This window comes from Streptomyces sp. CNZ287 (assembly GCF_007827615.1).
Genome location: NZ_VISV01000007.1, coordinates 241,418 through 260,947, shown reverse-complemented (window position 1 = coordinate 260,947; position 19,530 = coordinate 241,418). Strand labels below are relative to the sequence as shown.

General features: G+C 74.0%; 15 protein-coding genes and 2 pseudogenes. 13 read left to right on the top strand and 4 right to left on the bottom strand.

The genetic code is table 11. The features are described 5' to 3' along the window. Positions 1 to 16: 16 nt before the first annotated feature. The 3 genes from FB457_RS15930 to FB457_RS15920 are packed head-to-tail and all read left to right on the top strand — an operon-like array spanning position 17 to position 3,035. Positions 17 to 1,234 (top strand): inorganic phosphate transporter, encoded by a 1,218-nt coding sequence (locus tag FB457_RS15930; protein WP_047015061.1) that lies wholly within the window; start codon positions 17 to 19, stop codon positions 1,232 to 1,234. A 32-nt stretch (positions 1,235 to 1,266) separates the two neighbouring features. Next, positions 1,267 to 1,509 carry a hypothetical protein gene (locus FB457_RS15925; protein ID WP_047015062.1) on the top strand — a complete coding sequence of 81 codons (243 nt, stop codon included), beginning with the start codon at positions 1,267 to 1,269 and terminating at the stop codon, positions 1,507 to 1,509. Then, a complete protein-coding gene (locus tag FB457_RS15920) occupies positions 1,506 to 3,035 on the top strand; it encodes a cobyric acid synthase (protein ID WP_047015063.1) in 1,530 nt (509 codons plus the stop codon). Before FB457_RS15925 ends, FB457_RS15920 begins: the two co-directional genes overlap by 4 nt. 82 nt (positions 3,036 to 3,117) lie before the next feature. Here the strand turns inward: FB457_RS15920 and FB457_RS15915 are convergent, their stop codons facing one another. Next, on the bottom strand, positions 3,118 to 4,095 hold the full coding sequence (locus FB457_RS15915; protein ID WP_047015064.1) for an SCO1860 family LAETG-anchored protein: 978 nt from the start codon (positions 4,093 to 4,095) through the stop codon (positions 3,118 to 3,120). Between the two features lie 181 nt (positions 4,096 to 4,276). Beyond that, positions 4,277 to 5,368, bottom strand: a complete 1,092-nt coding sequence (locus FB457_RS15910; protein ID WP_047015065.1) for an amidohydrolase family protein — start codon at positions 5,366 to 5,368, stop codon at positions 4,277 to 4,279. 410 nt (positions 5,369 to 5,778) lie between these two features. Here FB457_RS15910 and ectA point away from each other — a divergent pair, with 410 nt between their 5' ends. The 4 genes from ectA to thpD all read left to right on the top strand — a co-directional run bounded on the left by ectA (position 5,779) and on the right by thpD (position 9,058). Next, entirely contained in the window at positions 5,779 to 6,333 is a 555-nt protein-coding gene (ectA, locus tag FB457_RS15905) for a diaminobutyrate acetyltransferase (protein ID WP_078898166.1), read from the top strand. A 55-nt stretch (positions 6,334 to 6,388) separates the two neighbouring features. Beyond that, the gene (ectB, locus tag FB457_RS15900) at positions 6,389 to 7,657 is read left to right on the top strand and encodes a diaminobutyrate--2-oxoglutarate transaminase (RefSeq protein ID WP_047015066.1); all 1,269 of its coding nucleotides are present in this window, start codon (positions 6,389 to 6,391) and stop codon (positions 7,655 to 7,657) included. Between the two features lie 103 nt (positions 7,658 to 7,760). Continuing rightward, complete coding sequence (locus tag FB457_RS15895; protein WP_047015067.1) at positions 7,761 to 8,159, top strand: ectoine synthase; 399 nt, start codon at positions 7,761 to 7,763, stop codon at positions 8,157 to 8,159. Between the two features lie 5 nt (positions 8,160 to 8,164). After that, positions 8,165 to 9,058, top strand: coding sequence for an ectoine hydroxylase (gene thpD, locus FB457_RS15890; RefSeq protein WP_047015068.1), 894 nt, complete (start codon positions 8,165 to 8,167; stop codon positions 9,056 to 9,058). Between the two features lie 142 nt (positions 9,059 to 9,200). Here thpD and FB457_RS15885 read toward each other — a convergent pair whose 3' ends face one another. Next, positions 9,201 to 9,905, bottom strand: coding sequence for a DsbA family oxidoreductase (locus FB457_RS15885; RefSeq protein WP_047015069.1), 705 nt, complete (start codon positions 9,903 to 9,905; stop codon positions 9,201 to 9,203). A gap of 54 nt (positions 9,906 to 9,959) precedes the next feature. Then, positions 9,960 to 10,628 carry a histidine phosphatase family protein gene (locus tag FB457_RS15880; RefSeq protein ID WP_047019795.1) on the bottom strand — a complete coding sequence of 223 codons (669 nt, stop codon included), beginning with the start codon at positions 10,626 to 10,628 and terminating at the stop codon, positions 9,960 to 9,962. A 264-nt stretch (positions 10,629 to 10,892) separates the two neighbouring features. Between FB457_RS15880 and FB457_RS15875 the strand changes: the two genes are divergently transcribed. The 6 genes and pseudogenes from FB457_RS15875 (at position 10,893) to cobO (ending at position 19,530) form a co-directional block, all read left to right on the top strand. Continuing rightward, positions 10,893 to 11,108, top strand: a complete 216-nt coding sequence (locus FB457_RS15875; protein ID WP_047015070.1) for a CbtB-domain containing protein — start codon at positions 10,893 to 10,895, stop codon at positions 11,106 to 11,108. A gap of 296 nt (positions 11,109 to 11,404) precedes the next feature. After that, positions 11,405 to 11,689, top strand: a pseudogene (locus tag FB457_RS15870) (cobalamin biosynthesis protein); the annotation flags it as partial. A gap of 504 nt (positions 11,690 to 12,193) precedes the next feature. Then, positions 12,194 to 12,892: pseudogene (locus tag FB457_RS15865) on the top strand (CobD/CbiB family cobalamin biosynthesis protein); the annotation flags it as partial. Beyond that, entirely contained in the window at positions 12,889 to 16,629 is a 3,741-nt protein-coding gene (gene cobN / locus FB457_RS15860; RefSeq protein ID WP_145782226.1) for a cobaltochelatase subunit CobN, read from the top strand. The pseudogene FB457_RS15865 and the gene cobN, both read left to right, overlap by 4 nt. 115 nt (positions 16,630 to 16,744) lie before the next feature. Then, positions 16,745 to 18,913: a putative cobaltochelatase gene (locus FB457_RS15855; protein ID WP_145782225.1), complete on the top strand. Its 2,169-nt coding sequence runs from the start codon at positions 16,745 to 16,747 to the stop codon at positions 18,911 to 18,913. Beyond that, positions 18,913 to 19,530 carry a cob(I)yrinic acid a,c-diamide adenosyltransferase gene (gene cobO, locus FB457_RS15850; RefSeq protein ID WP_047015073.1) on the top strand — a complete coding sequence of 206 codons (618 nt, stop codon included), beginning with the start codon at positions 18,913 to 18,915 and terminating at the stop codon, positions 19,528 to 19,530. Before FB457_RS15855 ends, cobO begins: the two co-directional genes overlap by 1 nt.

The following is a 19,530-nucleotide window of genomic DNA, read 5'->3' as shown; positions in this document are numbered from 1 at the left end:
CGGATTGCTTGGGTACATGGAACACCTCACTCTCATCATCGGAGTCGTCGTAGTCACCGCCCTGGTGTTCGACTTCACGAACGGGTTCCACGACACCGCCAACGCCATGGCCACCACCATCTCCACCGGGGCGCTCAAGCCCAAGACGGCGGTGGCGATGAGCGCAGTCCTCAACCTCATCGGCGCCTTCCTCTCCGTGGAAGTCGCCAAGACCATCTCCGGCGGCATCATCGACGAAGGGTCCGGCATCCAGCCCGAAGTGATCTTCGCGGGGCTGGTGGGTGCGATCGTCTGGAACCTGCTGACCTGGCTCGCCGGGCTGCCCTCCAGCTCCTCGCACGCCCTCTTCGGCGGCCTGATCGGCGCGACCCTCGTCTCCGTCGGCTGGAACGGCGTGCACATGGACGCCATCGTCATGAAGGTCCTCATCCCCGCCATCGCCGCGCCGCTGGTCGCGGGCGTCGCCGCCGCCGCCGCGACCCGGCTGACGTACCGGCTCGCAAAGCGCCGCTCCGCGGACCAGACCGCGAGGGGCTACCGCGCCGGGCAGATCACCTCCGGCGCGCTGGTCTCCCTCGCCCACGGCACCAACGACGCCCAGAAGACGATGGGCGTCATCACCCTGGCGCTGATCACCGGCGGCTCGCTGGCCCCCAACTCCGACCCGCCCACCTGGGTCATCGTCTCCGCCGCGCTGGCCATCGCGCTCGGCACGTACCTCGGCGGCTGGCGGATCATCCGCACCATGGGCAAGGGCCTCACCGACATCCAGCCGCCGCAGGGCTTCTCCGCCCAGACCAGCTCGGCCACGGTGATCCTCGCCTCCTCGCACCTCGGCTTCGCCCTGTCCACCACCCAGGTCTGCTCCGGCGCGATCATGGGCTCCGGCGTGGGCAAGAAGGGCGGCGTGGTGCGCTGGAGCACCGCCGGGCGGATGGTCGCCGCGTGGGGGCTGACCCTGCCGGCCGCGGGGCTGATCGCGGGGGCCGCGGCGTTCCTGGCGGACCGGGGCGACTGGGGCGTGGTGACTGTCGCCATCCTGGGCGTCGCCGCCTGCGCGACCATCTGGGCGGCCTCGCGCCGCGACCGGGTCGACCACTCCAACGTCAACGACGTGGACCCGGTGACCGGAGAGCCCGTCACCGCCGGCGACGGCGCGGACGGTGCCGTGGAGCCGGTGAGCATACCCGCGCCGCGGACCGCGTCCGGCCCCGCCTCCCAGGCCACGGTCTGACGGCCGATCCCGACTGAGACCAAGGAAGCAGCATGGACATCGACTGGGCAGCACTCGGCGAGGTCTTCGGCGTCAGCCTCGTCATGACGGTCGCGCTCGTGGGCCTCTTCACGGTGGGCATCGTCGGCCTCTCCCCGAAGACGGAGCCGGAAGGACCCGAGGGCGCCGCGGCGACCGAGACGGCACCCTCCGCCCTGGCCAGGGCGGGTGCCTACGTATGCTTCACGCTGTGTGCAGCAGCCGTGGCCTACGGGATCTATCTGATCGTCAAGTGACGGCGCGTGCCGGCGGCCTGCTGGTCGCCGGCACCACGTCGGACGCGGGCAAGAGCGTGGTCACCGCCGGCATCTGCCGGTGGCTGGCCCGGCGCGGCGTCTCCGTCGCGCCGTTCAAGGCGCAGAACATGTCGCTCAACTCGTACGTGACCCGCGAGGGCGCCGAGATCGGGCGGGCCCAGGCCATGCAGGCGGCGGCCGCCCGCACCGAGCCCACCGCGCTGATGAACCCGGTGCTGCTGAAGCCCGGCGGCGAGGCGCAGAGCCAGGTGGTGGTGCTGGGCCGGCCGGTGGCGGAGCTGAGCGCGGCGGGCTACCACGGGGAGCGGCAGCGGGCGCTGTTCGACACGGTCACGGACTGCCTGGAGGAGCTGCGGCGCGCGTACGACGTGGTGATCTGCGAGGGCGCGGGCAGCCCGGCGGAGATCAACCTGCGCCACAGCGACATCGTCAACATGGGGCTGGCGCGGGCGGCGCGGCTGCCCGTCGTGGTCGTCGGGGACATCGACAGGGGCGGGGTCTTCGCGTCCTTCTTCGGCACCACCGCGCTGCTGAGCGCGGCGGACCAGGGCCTGGTCGCGGGCTATCTGGTCAACAAGTTCCGCGGTGACGTCTCCCTGCTGGAGCCGGGGTTGTCGATGCTGCGCGGGCTGACCGGGCGGCAGACCCTGGGGGTGCTGCCGTTCCGGCACGGGCTGGGCATCGACGAGGAGGACGGGCTGCGGCTGTCCCTGCGCGGCCTCATCCGCGAGCTGCCCGCGGAGCCGCCGCACGGGCGGGAGGCGCTGCGGGTCGCGGTGGTGCCGGTGCCGCTGATGTCGAACTTCACCGACGTGGACGCGCTGGCCGCGGAGCCGGGCGTCGCCGTGCAGTTCACCGACCGGCCGGAGGAGCTGGCGGAGGCGGACCTGGTGGTGCTGCCGGGGACGCGGGGCACGATACGGGCGCTGGCGTGGCTGCGGGAGCGGGGCCTGGACGCGGCGGTGGCGCGCCGGGCGGCGCAGGGGCGGCCGGTGCTGGGCATCTGCGGCGGGTTCCAGATGCTGGCGGAGCGGATCGGCGACGCGGCGGGCGTGGAGGCGCGGCCCGCGCAGTCGGTGGCCGGGCTGGGACTGCTGCCGGTACGGGTGGAGTTCGCGGCGCGCAAGACGCTGGGCCGGCCCGCGGGCACGGCGCTGGGCGAGCCGGTGGCGGGATACGAGATCCACCACGGCGTGGCGGACGTACGGGGCGGGGAGCCGTTCCTCGCCGGGTGCCGGGTGGGCCAAGTGTGGGGGACGCACTGGCACGGGGCCCTGGAGAACGACGGCTTCCGGCGGGCGTTCCTGCGGCAGGTGGCGGCGGACGCGGGCCGGGCGTTCGTACCGGCGCCGGACACGTCCTTCGCGGCGCTGCGGGAGGAGCAGTTGGAGAAGCTGGGCGACCTGATCGAGGAGCACGCGGACACCAAGGCCCTGCTGCGCCTGATCGAGGCGGGCGCGCCGGGCGACCTGCCGTTCCTGCCGCCCGGGGCGCCGACGACGTAGCGGCCGTACCGGTACCGGGGACGTCCCCGGTACCGGTACGGCCGTCAGACACGGTGCCGCACGCGCGCCGCTCTCGCGCGTGTCAGCCCCGCGTCCGGATGCGGGCCAGCACCAGGCCGCTGAGGCCCAGGCCGACGAGGAGGGCGGCGCCGCCGACCAGGTACGGGGTCGCCGAGCTGCCGCCCGTTTCTGCGAGTTGCCGCTCGGGGGCGGGGTCGGTGGCGTCGGCGGGCCGCTCGTCCTGGACCGGCTCGGCGTCGCCCTGGGGGCGGTCGCCGGGCTCCTCGCCCGGGCCCGTACCGCCACCGGCAGGCGTCTCGCACGCCGCCTCGACCAGCGTCACCTCGCCCTCCACCTCGGCGACGTTCAGCTTCAGCGGGTTCACCGAGACCCGCAGCCGCAGCGCCGCGGCGCTCGCCGCCGCGCGCGTGGTCTCCGTCTGCGAGAAGCCGAGCGACACCTCCCCCACGCCCGGCACCGCGACCACCGTCGGCTCGCCGCCCACGGTGACCGTGACGCGCTTGCCCAGGACGGTGACGGAGCCGAGGGTGCGGGACTCCGCCTTCGGCTTCTCCCCCACCGCGCAGACGGCCTTCGACGTCACCTCCTCGACCTTGATGAGCGGGAGCGCGGGCAACCCGGGGACGTGCACCTCGGCGCGGGCGAGGTGCGACGACGCCTCGGCGCCGTACACGTCCACGGTGGCGTCCGCGGTGGCGACTTCGGCGCGCGCGATGTTCACCGCCCGGGGTCCTTCCGGGTGTTCGCCGCCCCCGGCGGCCGCGAGGCCGTCGACCCGGACGTCGAGTGCGGTCTTGTCCGCGGCGCCGGAGTCCCGGCCCGCGGCGGGCACGCGGACCTCGTTGAGCGTCGAAAGCACCGGCACCTGCACGGTCTTGTCGAGCAGGGAGACGTCGAGGTCGGCTCGGAGCACGGAGGCGCCGGCCGAGCCGGTACGGGCCGGGGCCGTGCCGCCGGCGTCGTCGGCGTAGACGGGTGCGGCAACGAGCAGGGCCGGGCCGGCGGCCAGTGCGGCCGCCGTGACGGCGGTCGCGGACATGCGAAACAGGCAGGACAAGCAGGACAAGGAACAAACCCCCCACGGGTTTACGTGCGTCGGATCGTCAACTGCCCCGCCATGCTTGCGCACTCAGGGTGATGTGACGGACACTCTGTGCTCGTTCACCCCTTCGGGGGAATCAGATCGCGGAAGTCGCCCCGCGCCCCCCGCTCCTCTGCTCTCAGCCGACGACCCGGCCGCGCAGGACGATCCGCCGCGGTGCCGTCAACACCCGCACGTCGGCCAGCGGATCGGCCTCGTACACCACGAGATCCGCGGGCGCGCCCTCCTCCAGGCCCGGGCGCCCGAGCCACTCCCGCGCGCCCCACGCCGCCGCCGAGACGGCGTCCGCCGCCGGGATCCCGGCGGCGACCAGCTCGCCCACCTCCTGCCCGACCAGGCCGTGCGCCAGCGACCCGCCGGCGTCGGTGCCCGCGTAGACGGGGATGCCGGCGTCGTAGGCCGCGCGCACGGTGGCGTACCGGCGGTCGTGCAGCCGGCGCATGTGGTTGGCCCAGCGGGGGAACTTGGCCTGGCCGCCCGCCGCCAGCTCCGGGAACGTCGCGATGTTGACGAGGGTGGGCACGATGGCGACGCCGCGCTCGGCGAAGAGCGGCACGGTCTCCTCGGTGAGGCCCGTGGCGTGCTCGATGCAGTCGATGCCCGCCTCGACCAGGTCGCGCAGCGAGTCCTCGGCGAAGCAGTGGGCGGTCACGCGGGCGCCGAGGCGGTGCGCCTCGGCGATCGCGGGGGCCAGGGCCTCGCGCGGCCAGCACGGGGTGAGGTCGCCGGCCTCGCGGTCGATCCAGTCGCCGACGAGCTTGACCCAGCCGTCGCCCCTGCGCGCCTCGCGGGCGACGTACGCGACGAGGTCGTCCGGTTCGATCTCGTGGGCGTAGTTGCGGATGTAGCGGCGGGTACGGGCGATGTGGCGGCCGGCGCGGACGAGCCGCGGCAGGTCGTCGCGGCCGTCGATCCAGCGGGTGTCGGCGGCGGAGCCCGCGTCGCGCAGCAGCAGGGCGCCGGCCTCGCGCTCGGTACGGGCCTGCTTCTCGCTGGTGGCGTCGTCCACCGCGCCGTGCGCGTCGAGCCCGACGTGGCAGTGGGCGTCGACGAGCCCGGGCAGCGCCCAGCCCTCGATGTCGACGACCTCGCGCGCGGCGGCGGGCGGCGTGAAGGTGACGCGCCCGCCCACCACCCACAGCTCGTCGCGGACTTCCTCGCGGCCGGTCAGCACCCGGCCCCTCACGCGCAGCACCGGGCTCTCGCTCATGCGGGGCACCCTAGCGGGCGGCCGTTCGCGGCGATCTCCGGGGCCTACCACAGCCGACCTCACGCGAAGGAACGAACACGGGGGGTGAGGCATTGACGTATGTTTAACGGCAGTTTATCGTCGCCTCCGCGAAGTGATTTTCCCGTCTTCTTCTGCCCGCTCCCCGGTCGGATAAACCAGGTAATTTTTCGGCCAGTCAACCTTCTCAATCCGGACAGCGGCCGGAGTCGTTATCAATACGTTACATTTCGGTACCAGGCGCCAACTCCCCCCGGGAATTCGCTGATATATCGGGGCATATCCCCTTCGGATCGCGCGCTCGCGCGTGCCCGCGGATAACACACCTACGCCCCTTTTGTAACCCCTATCGGCCGTGCGATTTCAATTTCCGCTAGGTAAATTCAATTTGCATGACTGCCGCACAAGCAGACCTAGCAGGCCCTCCCGATAAACCCCGCACCGCGGCTGCAGACGAGGCGGGTGTCCGGCTGGACACCCCGCGAATCGAGGATGGCGCCGCAATCTGGCGCATCGCACGCGACTCCGGGTCGCTGGACCTCAACTCGTCGTACAGCTACCTGCTGTGGTGTCGCGACTTCGCCGACACCAGCGTCGTGGCACGGGACTCGGACGGCGCCCCGGTCGGCTTCGTCACCGGCTATATCCGGCCCGCGCGGCCGGAGACCCTCGTCGTGTGGCAGATCGCCGTGGACGCCGCGTTCCGCGGCCGCGGTCTGGCCGGCGCGCTCCTCGACGGGCTGACCGAGCGCGCGCTGGCGGACCGCGGCATACGCCGCCTCGAAACGACCATCACGCCGGACAACTCCGCCTCCGACCAGCTCTTCCGCTCGTACGCGCGCCGCCACGGCGCCGGCGTCGACCGCGACGTGCTGTTCCACGGGGAGCACTTCCCGGACGGGCACGAGCCCGAGCTGCTGTACCGCATCGGCCCGCTCGCGGGCTGAGCCGACCGACCCATTCGCACCCCCCGCACATCGGATCATCTCCCAGGAGAACGCTGTGACCATCACACCGCCCGCCCTGAGCGTCTTCGAGACCCTGGAGTCGGAGGTGCGCAGCTACTGCCGTGGCTGGCCCGCGGTCTTCGACCGGGCCCAGGGCAGCTATCTGTACGACGAGGACGGCCACACCTACCTCGACTTCTTCGCCGGCGCCGGATCTCTCAACTACGGCCACAACAACGCCGTGCTCAAGCGCGCGCTCCTCGACTACCTGGAGCGCGACGGCATCGTCCACGGCCTCGACATGGCCACCACCGCCAAGCGCGCGTTCCTGGAGACCTTCCAGAACGTCGTGCTGCGCCCCCGCGACCTGCCGTACAAGGTCATGTTCCCGGGCCCGACGGGCACCAACGCCGTCGAGGCCGCGCTGAAGCTGGCCCGCAAGGTCAAGGGCCGCGAGGCGATCGTCTCCTTCACCAACGCCTTCCACGGCATGTCGCTCGGCTCGCTCGCCGTCACCGGCAACGCGTTCAAGCGCGCCGGCGCCGGCATCCCGCTGGTGCACGGCACCCCCATGCCGTTCGACAACTACCTCGACGGCCAGGTCCCGGACTTCCTGTGGTTCGAGCGGCTGCTGGAGGACCAGGGCTCCGGGCTGAACAAGCCCGCCGCCGTCATCGTCGAGACCATCCAGGGCGAGGGCGGCATCAACGTGGCCCGCGCCGACTGGCTCCGCGGCCTCGCCGAGCTGTGCAAACGCCGCGACATGCTGCTCATCGTCGACGACATCCAGATGGGCTGCGGCCGCACCGGCGGGTTCTTCTCCTTCGAGGACGCGGGCATCACGCCCGACATCGTCACACTGTCGAAGTCGATCAGCGGCTACGGGCTGCCGATGTCGCTCACGCTCTTCAAGCCGGAGCTGGACGTCTGGGAGCCGGGCGAGCACAACGGCACCTTCCGCGGCCACAACCCGGCGTTCGTCACCGCCACCGCGGCGCTCGACACGTACTGGGCCGACGGCCAGATGGAGAAGCAGACCCTCGCCCGCGGCGCCCAGATCGAGCAGGCGCTGGTCGCGATCTGCGCGGAGCACTCCGACGCGGACACCACGTACCGCGGCCGCGGCATGGTGTGGGGGCTCGAGTTCCCCGACCCGGCGCGCGCCGCGCGTGTCTGCCGGCGCGCCTTCGAGCTGGGGCTGATCCTGGAGACCTCCGGGCCGCAGAGCGAGGTCGTCAAGCTGCTGCCGGCGCTGACGACGACGCCGGACGACCTGGACGAGGGGTTGCGCACGCTGGCCCGGGCGGTCCGCGAGACCGCCTGACGGCCGGGGCGGCCCGCCCGTCGCGTACGAGCAGGCACGTACACGCCGGCAGACAGAGCGGCAGAGCCGCCGACCGATCCCGAAAGAGAGGCACAGAAGCACCGTGATCGTCCGATCCTTCAAGGAGCTTGAAGGTACCGACCGGCACATCAAGTCCGCGTCGGGCACCTGGGAGAGCAAGCGCATCGTGCTCGCGAAGGAGCGCGTCGGCTTCTCCCTCCACGAGACCGTGCTCTACGCGGGCACCGAGACGTCGATGTGGTACGCGAACCACATAGAGGCCGTCGTCTGCGTCGAGGGCGAAGCCGAACTCACCAACGACGAGACCGGCGAGAAGCACGCCATCACGCCGGGGACGATGTACCTGCTGGACGGGCACGAGAGGCACACGATGCGGATCAAGCAGGACTTCCGCTGCATCTGTGTCTTCAACCCGCCGGTCACGGGCCGCGAGGACCACGACGAGAACGGCGTGTACCCGCTGCTGACTGAGGAGGACTGAGAACCATGGCCAGCCCGACTGTCACCGACCTCTACCCGACGCGCGGCGCGGAAGAAGTGAGCACGCCCCGTCAGGACCCGGTGGTCTGGTCGGAACCGGGTGCCGACGGGCCCATCCCGCCCTGGGAGCTGGAGGGCTACGAGCGCAACGGCTACCTGACGGTCGACCAACTGATCACCCCGGAGGAGGTGGAGACGTACAGGGCCGAGCTGGACCGGCTCATCGCCGACCCGCGGGTCCGCGCCGACGAGCGCTCGGTCATCGAGGCGGGCACGCAGGCCGTACGCTCCATCTTCGAGATCCACAAGATCAGCGATGTCTTCGGCAAGCTGGTACGCGACGAGCGCGTCCTGGAGCGGGCGCGGCAGATCCTCGGCTCCGACGTCTACATCCACCAGAGCCGGATCAACATCAAGCCCGGGTTCGGCGCCAGCGGCTTCTACTGGCACTCGGACTTCGAGACCTGGCACGCCGAGGACGGCCTGCCGAACATGCGGACCGTGTCGGTCTCGATCGCGCTGACGGAGAACTACGAGACCAACGGCGGCCTCATGATCATGCCGGGGTCGCACAAGACGTTCCTCGGCTGCGCGGGTGCCACGCCGAAGGACAACTACAAGAAGTCCCTGCAGATGCAGGACGCCGGCACGCCGTCGGACGAGGCGCTGACGGAGATGGCGGAGGCGCACGGCATCAAGCTGTTCACCGGCGCAGCCGGTGGTGCGACCTGGTTCGACTGCAACTGCATGCACGGCTCGGGCGACAACATCACGCCGTACCCGCGCAGCAACGTTTTCCTCGTCTTCAACAGCGTGGAGAACGCGGCCGTGGAGCCGTTCGCGGCACCGGTGCGGCGGCCGGACTTCATCGGCGCGCGGGACTTCACACCAGTGCGGTGACGCGGAGCGCGAAGGCCGTGGCGTACCTCCGCGGACCCGCGGGGATGTGACACCGGGACGGTGCCGCGCCCCCCGCCCGGATCCTTCCGGGCGGGGGGCGCGGCCGTGTTTCGCGGGACTGGGCTCCTTGGGGGCCGGTCCGCTACGGGACGTCGCAGGCGTCGTCGGCGCAGACGGCGCCGTCGCCGCCCGTGCCCGCGACGGTCTGCAGCCCGCCCGCGGCGGCGGCCTGCTCCAGCGCCTGCGTGAAGACCTGCGCCGGCTGCCCGCCGGAGACGGCGAAGCGGCGGTCGATGACGAAGAACGGCACACCGGTTGCGCCCAGCTCGGCGGCTTCCTTCTCGTCGGCGCGTACGGCGTCGGCGTAGGCGTCCTCGTCCGCGAGCACCCGGCGCACCTCGTCGGCGTCGAGGCCGGCACCGGTGGCGATGTCGACGATCGTGTCGTCCTCGCTGATCGGGCGGGCCTCGGCGAAGTTGGCGGTGTAGAACGCGTCGAGGAGCCGGTCCTGAAGGCCGCACTCCTTGGCGAGGTGCAGGACCCGGTGGAGGTCGAAGGTGCCGGTGACGAACCGGTCGTGGCGCATGCCGAGCCCCTCGGCCGCCGCGGCGGCGCCGACCCGGTCCTCCATCGCCTTGAGCTGCGCGTCGTCCCAGCCGTACTTGGCCTTCAGCTCGGGACCGAGTTCCTGCCGGCCGCCCCGCGCGGCACCGGCGGAGAGCTCGAAGGAGCGGTGCACCACTTCGACGCCGTCCCGGCCCGCGAAGGCGGCGAGGCCCTTCTCGAACCGGGCCTTGCCGATGTAGCACCAGGGGCAGATGACGTCGGACCAGATCTCTACACGCATGACGGCGGAACAGACGGGGTGGTGGCGGGTATTCCCCGGATCCGGGGTCAGGGGTCAGGGGCCAGGGGTCAGGGGGATGCCGCAGCGGAGGCTCCAGCGGCCGGCGCGGCCGGTCAGCTCGGTGCGGGTGAGGGGCGGTACGTCAAGGCGCCAGAAGGCGGCGGAGGGCAGGTCGAGGGCGTGCACGACGGCGGCGCGTACGGCGGCGGGCTCGGCGACGGCGACGACGCGGTGGGTGGGGGCGGGGGCTGGGGCACTGCCCGTGCGATGCATGTCGCCGGTGGTCTCCGTTCCTGCCGTGCCCGCGGTGCCCGCCGGTCCTGCCGTGCCCGCCGGTCCGGTCAGGCCGTCGAGCCACACGCCGACCCGCCCCCGCAATTGCAGCAGCGACTCCCCGCCGTGCGGTGCCGCCGCCGGATCCGTCAGCCAGGCCCGTACCGCCTCGCCCTCCGCCGCCGCCAGCTCCTCCAGCCCCCGCCCGCGCCAGCGGCCGACGTCCCAGTCCGCCAGCTCCGCCTCCGGCTCCGCCGCGAGCCCCAGCGCGTCGGCCGTCTGCCGGCAGCGGACCGACGGCGCGGCGTACGCCGGCGTGTGCGTACGCAGCGAAGCCGCCGCGTGGGCGCCCGCGCGCTCCGCCGCACGTCGACCCGCCGCGTCCAGCGGCTCGTCCGCGCCGAATACCGCGTGCCGCAGCTCGGCGTTGACCGCCGGCGTGACAAGCATCACCCGGACCGTCACCAGCAGTCCCACCTGCCCCTTCCGCGTCTCGGCCGGCGGACGCCCTGTGGTCGCCGGCCCGCAGGCGACGGTATCGTCACCTCGTCAACCGAAGACGACGGCGCAACGGAAGCCCGGTGAGATTCCGGCACGGCCGCGCCACTGTGAGCCGGACGACGCCCCGTGCGGGGCGGAGTTCGGTGAGTCAGACCCGCACCGTCGTGAAGAGCTCCACCGGATGGGACGCGTGATCCCCGGGAGGTTTCCGCCATGGCTCAGTCGGCCGTGTCACCCACGACAGACTCTCTCCTCACCCCTGTGCCGCTGAGGACCATCGCCCCGCGGGCGCTGTTCGGCGGGATCCTGATGCTCGTTCTGGTGTTTGCCGCCGGTGCCGGACAGGGCGCCGTGTCTCTGGTGCCGGGCGAGGGCGTGCAGGAGTGGTTGCACGACGCCCGTCACCTGCTGGGCTTTCCCTCTCGGTGATCACACTGAACTCTGCGGCGGTGCGCGGGTTGTTGCTGCGCGGGATGCCGGCGGGGCCGGGTGCGGGGGTGGCGGGCTGAGGGGGTTGTTCCCCGACCCCGCCCCTTCCCGAAACTCGGGGGCTCCGCCCCCGAGACCCCGCCGGGGTTGCGCCCCTGACCCCGCCCGGGGCTACGCCCCGAACCCCGCGGGGGCTTGTGCCCCCAGCCCGCAGACGGCCACGTAGCCCGCCCGATCGCCGGGCTGTCGCCCCGCCCCCTTCCCGAGGGCTTCGCCCCCGGACCCCCGACCACCGAATGCCCACCGGCACACGCCCCGCACCGAACGGCACCATGACACCCGACACCGCGTCACACCCCGCCCGGCTCATCGGCGGCCGCCCGCTGGCGTACGCCGTGGGCGCCACCCTCGGCTACGCCGCCGACCACCTCTTCGGCGACCCCCGCCGAGCCCACCCGGTAGCGGCCTTCGGCCGCACCGCCACAGCCCTCGAATCCCGCCTCTGGCGCGACAACCGCGCGGCGGGGGCCTTGCACACGGCACTCTCTGTAGGCGCAACAGTGGCAACCGCCGCCCTGGCCACGGCAGTAGCGCGCAGAGGGACGATCCCGGGTCGGGGACAGAGCGCGTGGACGCCGAGGCGCAGCCCATACGGGCGCACGGGCCCGGCGCGGGACCCGGGCTCGGGGCACAGCCCCGCGGCCCCAGGCGGGAGTACGGCGCTGGGCCCCGAAGGGGGCAGGGGCGAGAGCACGTGGCCCGGCCTCCGCGGCCCCGCGGGCGCAGCCCGGCGCCCGGGTCCGGGGCGCAGCCCCGAGGGGACCGCGGACGCAGCCCCGGCGGGACCTTGGAGGCGCAGCCCCCACGTTTCGGGAAGGGACAGGACCGGGGAACACACACCCCTCACCGCACCCGCGGGCCCGGCCCCGAGGCATAGCCCTCAGACGACCCCGGCCACAGCCACGCCGGGGCCCGGTCGGCGGAGCCCCGAGGGCACCGCGGGCGCAGCCCCGTGGGGGTCTTGGGGGCGCAACCCTCGAAGCTCGGGAAGGGACAGGGCCGGGGAACAGGTCCCGTTTGTTCTGCTCGCCGCGTTCGCGGCCTGGGCCGTCCTCGGCGGGGCCTCCCTCCGCCGTGAAGCCCTCGGCATCGCCCACGCCCTCCGCGCCCACGACCTCGACGACGCCCGCCACCGCCTCCCCCGCCTCTGCGGCCGCGATCCCCACCGCCTCGGCGAAGCCGACATCGCCCGGGCCGTCGTCGAGTCCGTCGCCGAGAACACCTCCGACGCCGTCGTCGGCGCCCTCCTCTGGGGGGCGGTCGGCGGCGTTCCCGGGCTCGCCGGGTTCCGGGCCGTCAACACCCTCGACGCCATGGTCGGGCACAAGTCCGCCCGGTATCTGCGCTTCGGCTGGGCCGCCGCCCGGCTCGACGATCTCGCCGGCTATCCCGGCGCGCGGCTCACCGCCGCGCTCGCGGCGCTCGCCGGGCCCGATCCCCGCGCCGCCCGGCGCGTGTGGCGCGAGGACGGGCCGCGGCATCCCAGCCCCAACGCCGGCCCCGTGGAAGCCGCGTTCGCCGGTGCGCTCGGGCTGCGGCTCGGTGGGGAGCTGTCGTATGCGGGACGGACCGAGCACCGGGCCGTGCTCAATCCGGCCGGGCGCGCTCCGGACGTACACGACATCGAGCGCGCCGTCCGCCTCTCCGCCCGTGTCTCCTTCCTCGCCCTCCTCACCACCACCCTCGCCGCCGCCCTCCTCCCCACCGAAGCGAGTCACGCATGACCACCGTCCTCCTCCTCTCCACCGCCGACACCGACCTCCTCGCCGCCCGCGCCTCCGGCGCGGACTTCCGGATCGCCAACCCCTCCCGCACCGGCCCCGACGACCTGCCCGCGCTCCTCGACGGCACCGACCTCGTCGTCGTCCGCCTCCTCGGCGGCAAGCGCGCCTGGGAGGACGGCCTCGCAGCCCTCCGGGCCGCGGGGCTGCCGACCGTGCTGCTCGGCGGGGAGTCCGTGCCGGACGCCGAGTTGATGGCCGAGTCGTCCGTGCCCGCCGGGGTGGTCGCCGAGGCGCTGCGGTATCTCGTGGAGGGCGGGCCCGCGAACCTCGCCGAGCTGAGCCGGTTTCTGTCGGACACCGTGCTGCTCACCGGCGAGGGCTTCGCCCCGCCGCGGGAGATGCCCGCGTACGGCGTGCATGGTGCGTATGGGCTGAAGGAGGACCGGCCCACCGTCGGCGTGCTCTTCTACCGCGCCCACGAGCTCTCCGGGAACACCGCCTTCGTCGACACCCTCTGCCAGGCCGTCGAGGCGCACGGCGCCAACGCCCTGCCCGTGTACTGCGGTTCGCTGCGCGGCGCGGAGCCCGGGCTCTTCGAGCTGCTGGCGCGCGCGGACGCGCTCGTCGCCACGGTGCTCGCCTCCGGCGGTACGCGGCCGGGCGACGCCTCCGCCGGCGGAGACGACGAGGCGTGGGACGTCGGGGCGCTCGCGGAGCTGGACGTGCCGGTGCTCCAGGGGCTGTGCCTGACGTCGGCGCGCGCCGCGTGGCTGGACTCGGACGCGGCGCTGTCGCCGATGGACGCGGCGATGCAGGTGGCGATACCGGAGTTCGACGGGCGGCTGGTGACGGTGCCGTTCTCGTTCAAGGAGGACGGTCCCGACGGCGTGCCGGTGTACGTCGCGGACGCGGAGCGGGCCGCGCGGGTCGCGGGGATCGCGGTGCGGCACGCGCGGCTGCGGCACACGCCGAACGGCGAGAAGCGGATCGGGCTGGTCTTCACCGCGTACCCCACCAAGCACTCCCGGGTCGGCAACGCCGTCGGCCTGGACACGCCCGCCTCCGCGGTCAGGCTGCTCGACGCGCTGCGGGCCGCGGGGTACGGCGTCGACGGCCATCCGGACGACGGCGACGAGCTGATCCACCGGCTGATCGCCGCTGGCGGGCACGACGTAGAGTGGCTGACGGAGGAGCAGTTGGCGGCGGCGCCCGCGCGCGTGCCGCTGGGCGACTACGAGCGGTGGTTCGCCGCGCTGGACCCCGGGTTGCGGGCCTCGGTGGTCGAACACTGGGGCGAGCCCCCGGGCGGGCTGTACGTGGACGACGGCGGCGAAGGACCCGCGATCGTGCTGGCGTCGCTGCGCTTCGGCAACGTCGTGGTGATGATCCAGCCGCCGCGCGGCTTCGGCGAGAACCCCATCGCCGTCTACCACGACCCGGACATGCCGCCGTCGCACCACTACCTGGCCGCGTACCGCTGGCTGGACCGCACGTTCGGCGCCGACGCGCTCGTGCACATGGGCAAGCACGGCACGATGGAGTGGCTGCCGGGCAAGGGCCTGGGGCTGTCGGCGGGGTGCGCGCCGGACGCGGTGCTGGGGGACCTGCCGCTGGTGTACCCGTTCATCGTCAACGACCCGGGCGAGGGCACCCAGGCCAAGCGCCGCGGGCACGCGACGGTGGTCGACCACCTCGTGCCGCCGATGGCCCGCGCCGACTCCTACGGCGACCTGGCGAAGCTGGAGCAGTTGCTGGACGAGTACGCGCTCGTCTCCGACCTCGATCCGGCGAAGGCGCCCGCGGTGCGCAGCCGGATCTGGACGCTCGTGCGGGCCGCGGAGCTGCACCACGACCTGCAGGTGGCGGAGGAACCGGAGGACGCCGACTTCGACGAGTTCGTGCTGCACGTCGACGGCTGGCTGTGCGAGATCAAGGACGTGCAGATACGGGACGGACTGCACGTGCTCGGCGCCGGACCGGTCGGCGAGCCGCGGGTGAACCTGACGCTGGCGGTGCTGCGTTCCGCGCAGATGTGGGGCGGCGCCGGCGGCGCGCTGCCGGGTCTGCGGGCGGCGCTCGCGGCCCGGGTGGGGCTGGTGGAGGCGGAGCTGCTGGCCGAGCCGGGCGCGCGGATCGCCCCGCCGGAGGGGCTGGTGGAGTGGGGCGCCGCACATAGTGCCGGTCAGCCTGCCGGACGCGGTCCGGCGGCGCCCACGGATGCCCCGGCCGCTGCGGCGGACCGGCGGCCCGCGGCCCTCCGTACGGCCTCCGACGCCATCGACCTGCTGGAGTCCCTGGCTCGTCGCCTCGTGGAGTTCATGGAGGCGCGCGACTGGTCCGTCAAGGCCGCAGGTCCGGCCGTGGCGGAGGTGCTCGGGGTCGAGTGCCCCGACGCCGTGCGGGTGCTGGAGTTCGCAGCCGCGGAACTCATTCCGCGGCTGCACCGTACGGGCGACGAGATCGGCAACGTGCTGCACGCGCTCGACGGCGGCTACGTTCCCGCCGGGCCGTCGGGCTCCCCCACCCGCGGGCTCGTCAACGTGCTGCCGACCGGCCGCAACTTCTACTCCGTCGACCCCAAGGCCATCCCCTCCCGGCTCTCCTGGGACGTCGGCAGCGCCCTCGCCGACTCCCTCCTCGCCCGCCACCTCGCCGACCACGGCGCGTACCCGAAGTCCGTCGGGCTCACGGTCTGGGGCACCTCCTGCATGCGCACCCAGGGCGACGACATCGCGGAGATCCTGGCGCTGCTGGGCTGCCGCCCGGTGTGGGACGACGCGTCGCGGCGGGTGACGGGCTTCGAGGTGGTGCCGGCCGCGGAGCTGGGCCGGCCGCGCATCGACGTGACGGTGCGCATCTCCGGCTTCTTCCGCGACGCCTTCCCGCACGTCGTCGGCCTCATGGACGACGCGGTGCGCGCGGTCGCGGAGCTGGACGAGCCGCCGGAGGCGAACTTCGTACGGGCGCACGCGGACGAGGACACCGCCGTGCACGGCGACCGCCGCCGCGCCACCGCCCGCATCTTCGGCTCCAAGCCCGGCGCGTACGGCGCGGGCCTGCTGCCGCTGATCGACGCCCGCAACTGGCGCTCGGACGCGGACCTCGCGGAGGTCTACGCGGTCTGGGGCGGCTACGCCTACGGCCGCGGGCTCGACGGGCGGGCCGCGCGCGGCGACATGGAGGCGGCGTTCCGGCGGATCCAGGTGGCGGCGAAGAACGTCGACACCCGCGAGCATGACATCGCCGACGCCGACGACTACTTCCAGTACCACGGCGGCATGGTGGCGATGGTCCGCCATCTGACGGGCGGTTCGCCGGAGGCGTACATCGGCGACAGCGCCGTGCCCGAGCAGGTGAAGACGCGCACGCTCGGCGAAGAGACGCACCGCGTCTTCCGCGCCCGGGTGGTGAACCCGCGCTGGACGGCGGCGATGCGGCGGCACGGCTACAAGGGCGCGTTCGAGATGGCCGCCACCGTCGACTACCTCTTCGGCTACGACGCGACCGCGGGCGTGGTCGACGACTGGATGTACGAGAAGCTCGCCGCCGCGTACGTCTTCGACGCCGAGAACCAGGAGTTCATGCGGCGCGCCAACCCGTGGGCCCTGCGCGGGATCGGCGAACGGCTGCTGGAGGCGGCCGAGCGGGGCCTGTGGGCGGAGCCGGACCAGCGGACCCTGGCCCGGCTCCGCGAGATCTACCTCGAACTCGAGGGCGATCTGGAGGGGGAGGAATGACCCACAGGACGTGGACCGTACAAGTCCGCTCCACGCCCGGCACGTACACGCTGGCACGATTCTTCCGCGTATCACAGCAGTCGACCGTCATCTCACCCGTTGGAGGGGCCCGCGCATGAACACCGGTGCGCCGCACTATCCGTTCACCGCCGTCGTCGGCATGGCAGAACTCCGGCTCGCGCTGCTGCTCAACGCGGTGTCCCCGGCGGTCGGCGGGGTGCTCGTGCGCGGCGAGAAGGGGACGGCCAAATCGACCGCCGTACGAGCCCTCGCCGCCCTGCTCCCCGAGGTCGCCGTCGTGCCCGGCTGCCGCTTCTCCTGCGACCCGGCGGCGCCGGACGCCGGCTGCCCCGACGGGCCGCACGAGGCCGCGCGCCCGCGCGGGGTGCGGGCGGCCCGGATGGTGGAGCTGCCCGTGGGCGCCTCGGAGGACAGGCTCGCGGGGGCGCTGGACATCGAACGGGCGCTGGCCGAGGGCCGCAAGACGTTCGAGCCCGGGCTGCTGGCCGAGGCGCACCGCGGCGTGCTGTACGTGGACGAGGTCAACCTGCTCCACGACCACCTCGTCGACCTGCTGCTGGACGCCGCGGCCATGGGCGCCAACTACGTGGAGCGCGAGGGCGTCTCCGTGCGGCACGCGGCGCGCTTCCTGCTGGTCGGCACGATGAACCCGGAGGAGGGCGAGCTGCGCCCGCAGTTGCTGGACCGGTTCGGGCTGACGGTGGAGGTCGCCGCGTCGCGCGAGCCCGCGGAGCGGGCGGACGTGGTGCGGCGGCGGCTGGCGTACGACGCGGACGCGGCCGGCTTCGCGGCGCGCTGGGCGGCGGAGGAGGACGCGCTGCGGGCGCGGATCGCGGCGGCGCGGGCGCTGCTGCCCGGGGTGGTGCTGGGCGACGCGGCGCTGCGGCAGATCACGGCGACGTGCGCGGCGTTCGAGGTGGACGGGATGCGGGCGGACATCGTCATGGCCCGTACGGCGACGGCGCTGGCGGCGTGGTCGGGGCGTACGGAGGTGGCGGCGGAGGACGTACGGCAGGCGGCGCTGCTGGCGCTGCCGCACCGGCGGCGGCGCAACCCGTTCGACGCGCCGGGCCTCGACGAGGAGAAGCTGGACGACACGCTACGGGAGCACGGCGGCACGGGCGAGGACCCGCCGGACGGCGACGGCGGCGGCGCGCCCCCCGGCGCCGCGGACGGCCCGGACGGGCCCCACGGACCGGACGCCGCGCGGCAGGGGCAACCCGGCGCCGCCGAAGACCCCGCACCGCAGGCTCCGTCCGCTGCGGACGCCGCCCCCGAACCCCCCGGCTCCGCCCCCGCCGCCACCCGTGGTCCGGCGGAGGAGCCCGGCGCGGAGCCCCGCCCGCCCGGGACCGCGCCACCCCCGCCCGGGGAGCAACCCGCCGCCCCCGCGGAACCGTTCCGCACCCGCCGCCTCGACGTCCCGGGCGTCGGGGAGGGCGCCGCGGGACGCCGCTCCCGCGCCCGTACCGCCCACGGCCGCACCACCGGCGCCCGCCGCCCCCGCGGCGCCCTCGGCACCCTGCACCTCGCCGCCACGGTCCAGGCCGCCGCCCCGCACCAGCACGCCCGCGGCCGCCGCGGCCCCGGCCTCGTCGTCCGCCGCGACGACCTGCGCGAGGCGGTCCGCGAGGGCCGCGAGTCGAACCTCGTGCTCTTCGCCGTCGACGCCTCCGGATCGATGGGCGCGCGGCAGCGCATGGGCGCCGTGAAGGGCGCGGTGCTGTCGCTGCTGCTGGACGCGTACCAGCGCCGCGACAAGGTCGGCCTGGTCACCTTCCGCGGCCGGGAGGCGGAGGTGGCGCTGCCGCCCACCTCGTCGGTGGACGCCGCGGCGGTCCGCCTGGAGCGGCTGCCCACCGGCGGCCGCACCCCGCTGGCCGCCGGGCTGCTGCGGGCCCGCGAGACGCTGCGCGTCGAGCGGCTGCGGGACCCGGCACGCCGCCCGCTGCTGGTCGTCGTCACCGACGGCCGGGCGACCGGCGGCGATGAACCGGTCGGCCGGGCGGCGCGCGCGGCGCGCCTGCTGGCGGCCGAGGGGGTCGCTTCGGTAGTCGTCGACTGCGAGTCGGGTCCTGTGCGGCTGGGACTCGCGGGCGAGCTGGCCCGCGAGCTGCGGGGCACGGTGGTGGCGCTGGGCGAGCTGCGGGCGGAGACGGTGAGCGGGCTCGTACGGGAGGCCCGGGAGGACCGGCGCGCCCGTGCCGTACGCGAAGAGCCCGGCACCGGGCGTGGACCGGCGAGTTCGAGGAGGGCGGCCTGATGCCGCAGGGACGGCCGGATGCCGTGCCGGACGACGGCCTGACGACGCGGCAGCGCCGCCACCGCCCCCTGGTCGTGGTGCACACGGGCCCGGGCAAGGGGAAGTCCACGGCCGCCTTCGGACTGGCGCTGCGGGCCTGGAACCAGGGGTGGCCGATCGGAGTGTTCCAGTTCGTCAAGTCCGCCAAGTGGCGCGTCGGCGAGGAGCGGGCGCTGCGGGTCCTCGGCGCGAGCGGCGAGGGCGGCACGGTGGCGTGGCACAAGATGGGCGAGGGCTGGTCATGGATCCAGCGGCCGGTACGCCCCGGCGGAGACGCCGAGCCGGACAACGAGGCGCGGGCCCGGGAGGGCTGGGAGCAGGTCAAGCGGGACCTGGCGGCGGAGACGTACCGGCTGTACGTGCTCGACGAGTTCGCGTACCCGATGCACTGGGGGTGGGTGGACACCGCCGAGGTGATCGCGGTGCTGCGGGACCGGCCGGGCAGCCAGCACGTCGTCGTCACGGGCCGCAACGCGCCGGCGCCGCTGGTGGAGTTCGCCGATCTCGTCACGGAGATGGGCAAGGTCAAACACCCCATGGACGCGGGCCAGAAGGGCCAGCGGGGCATCGAATGGTGA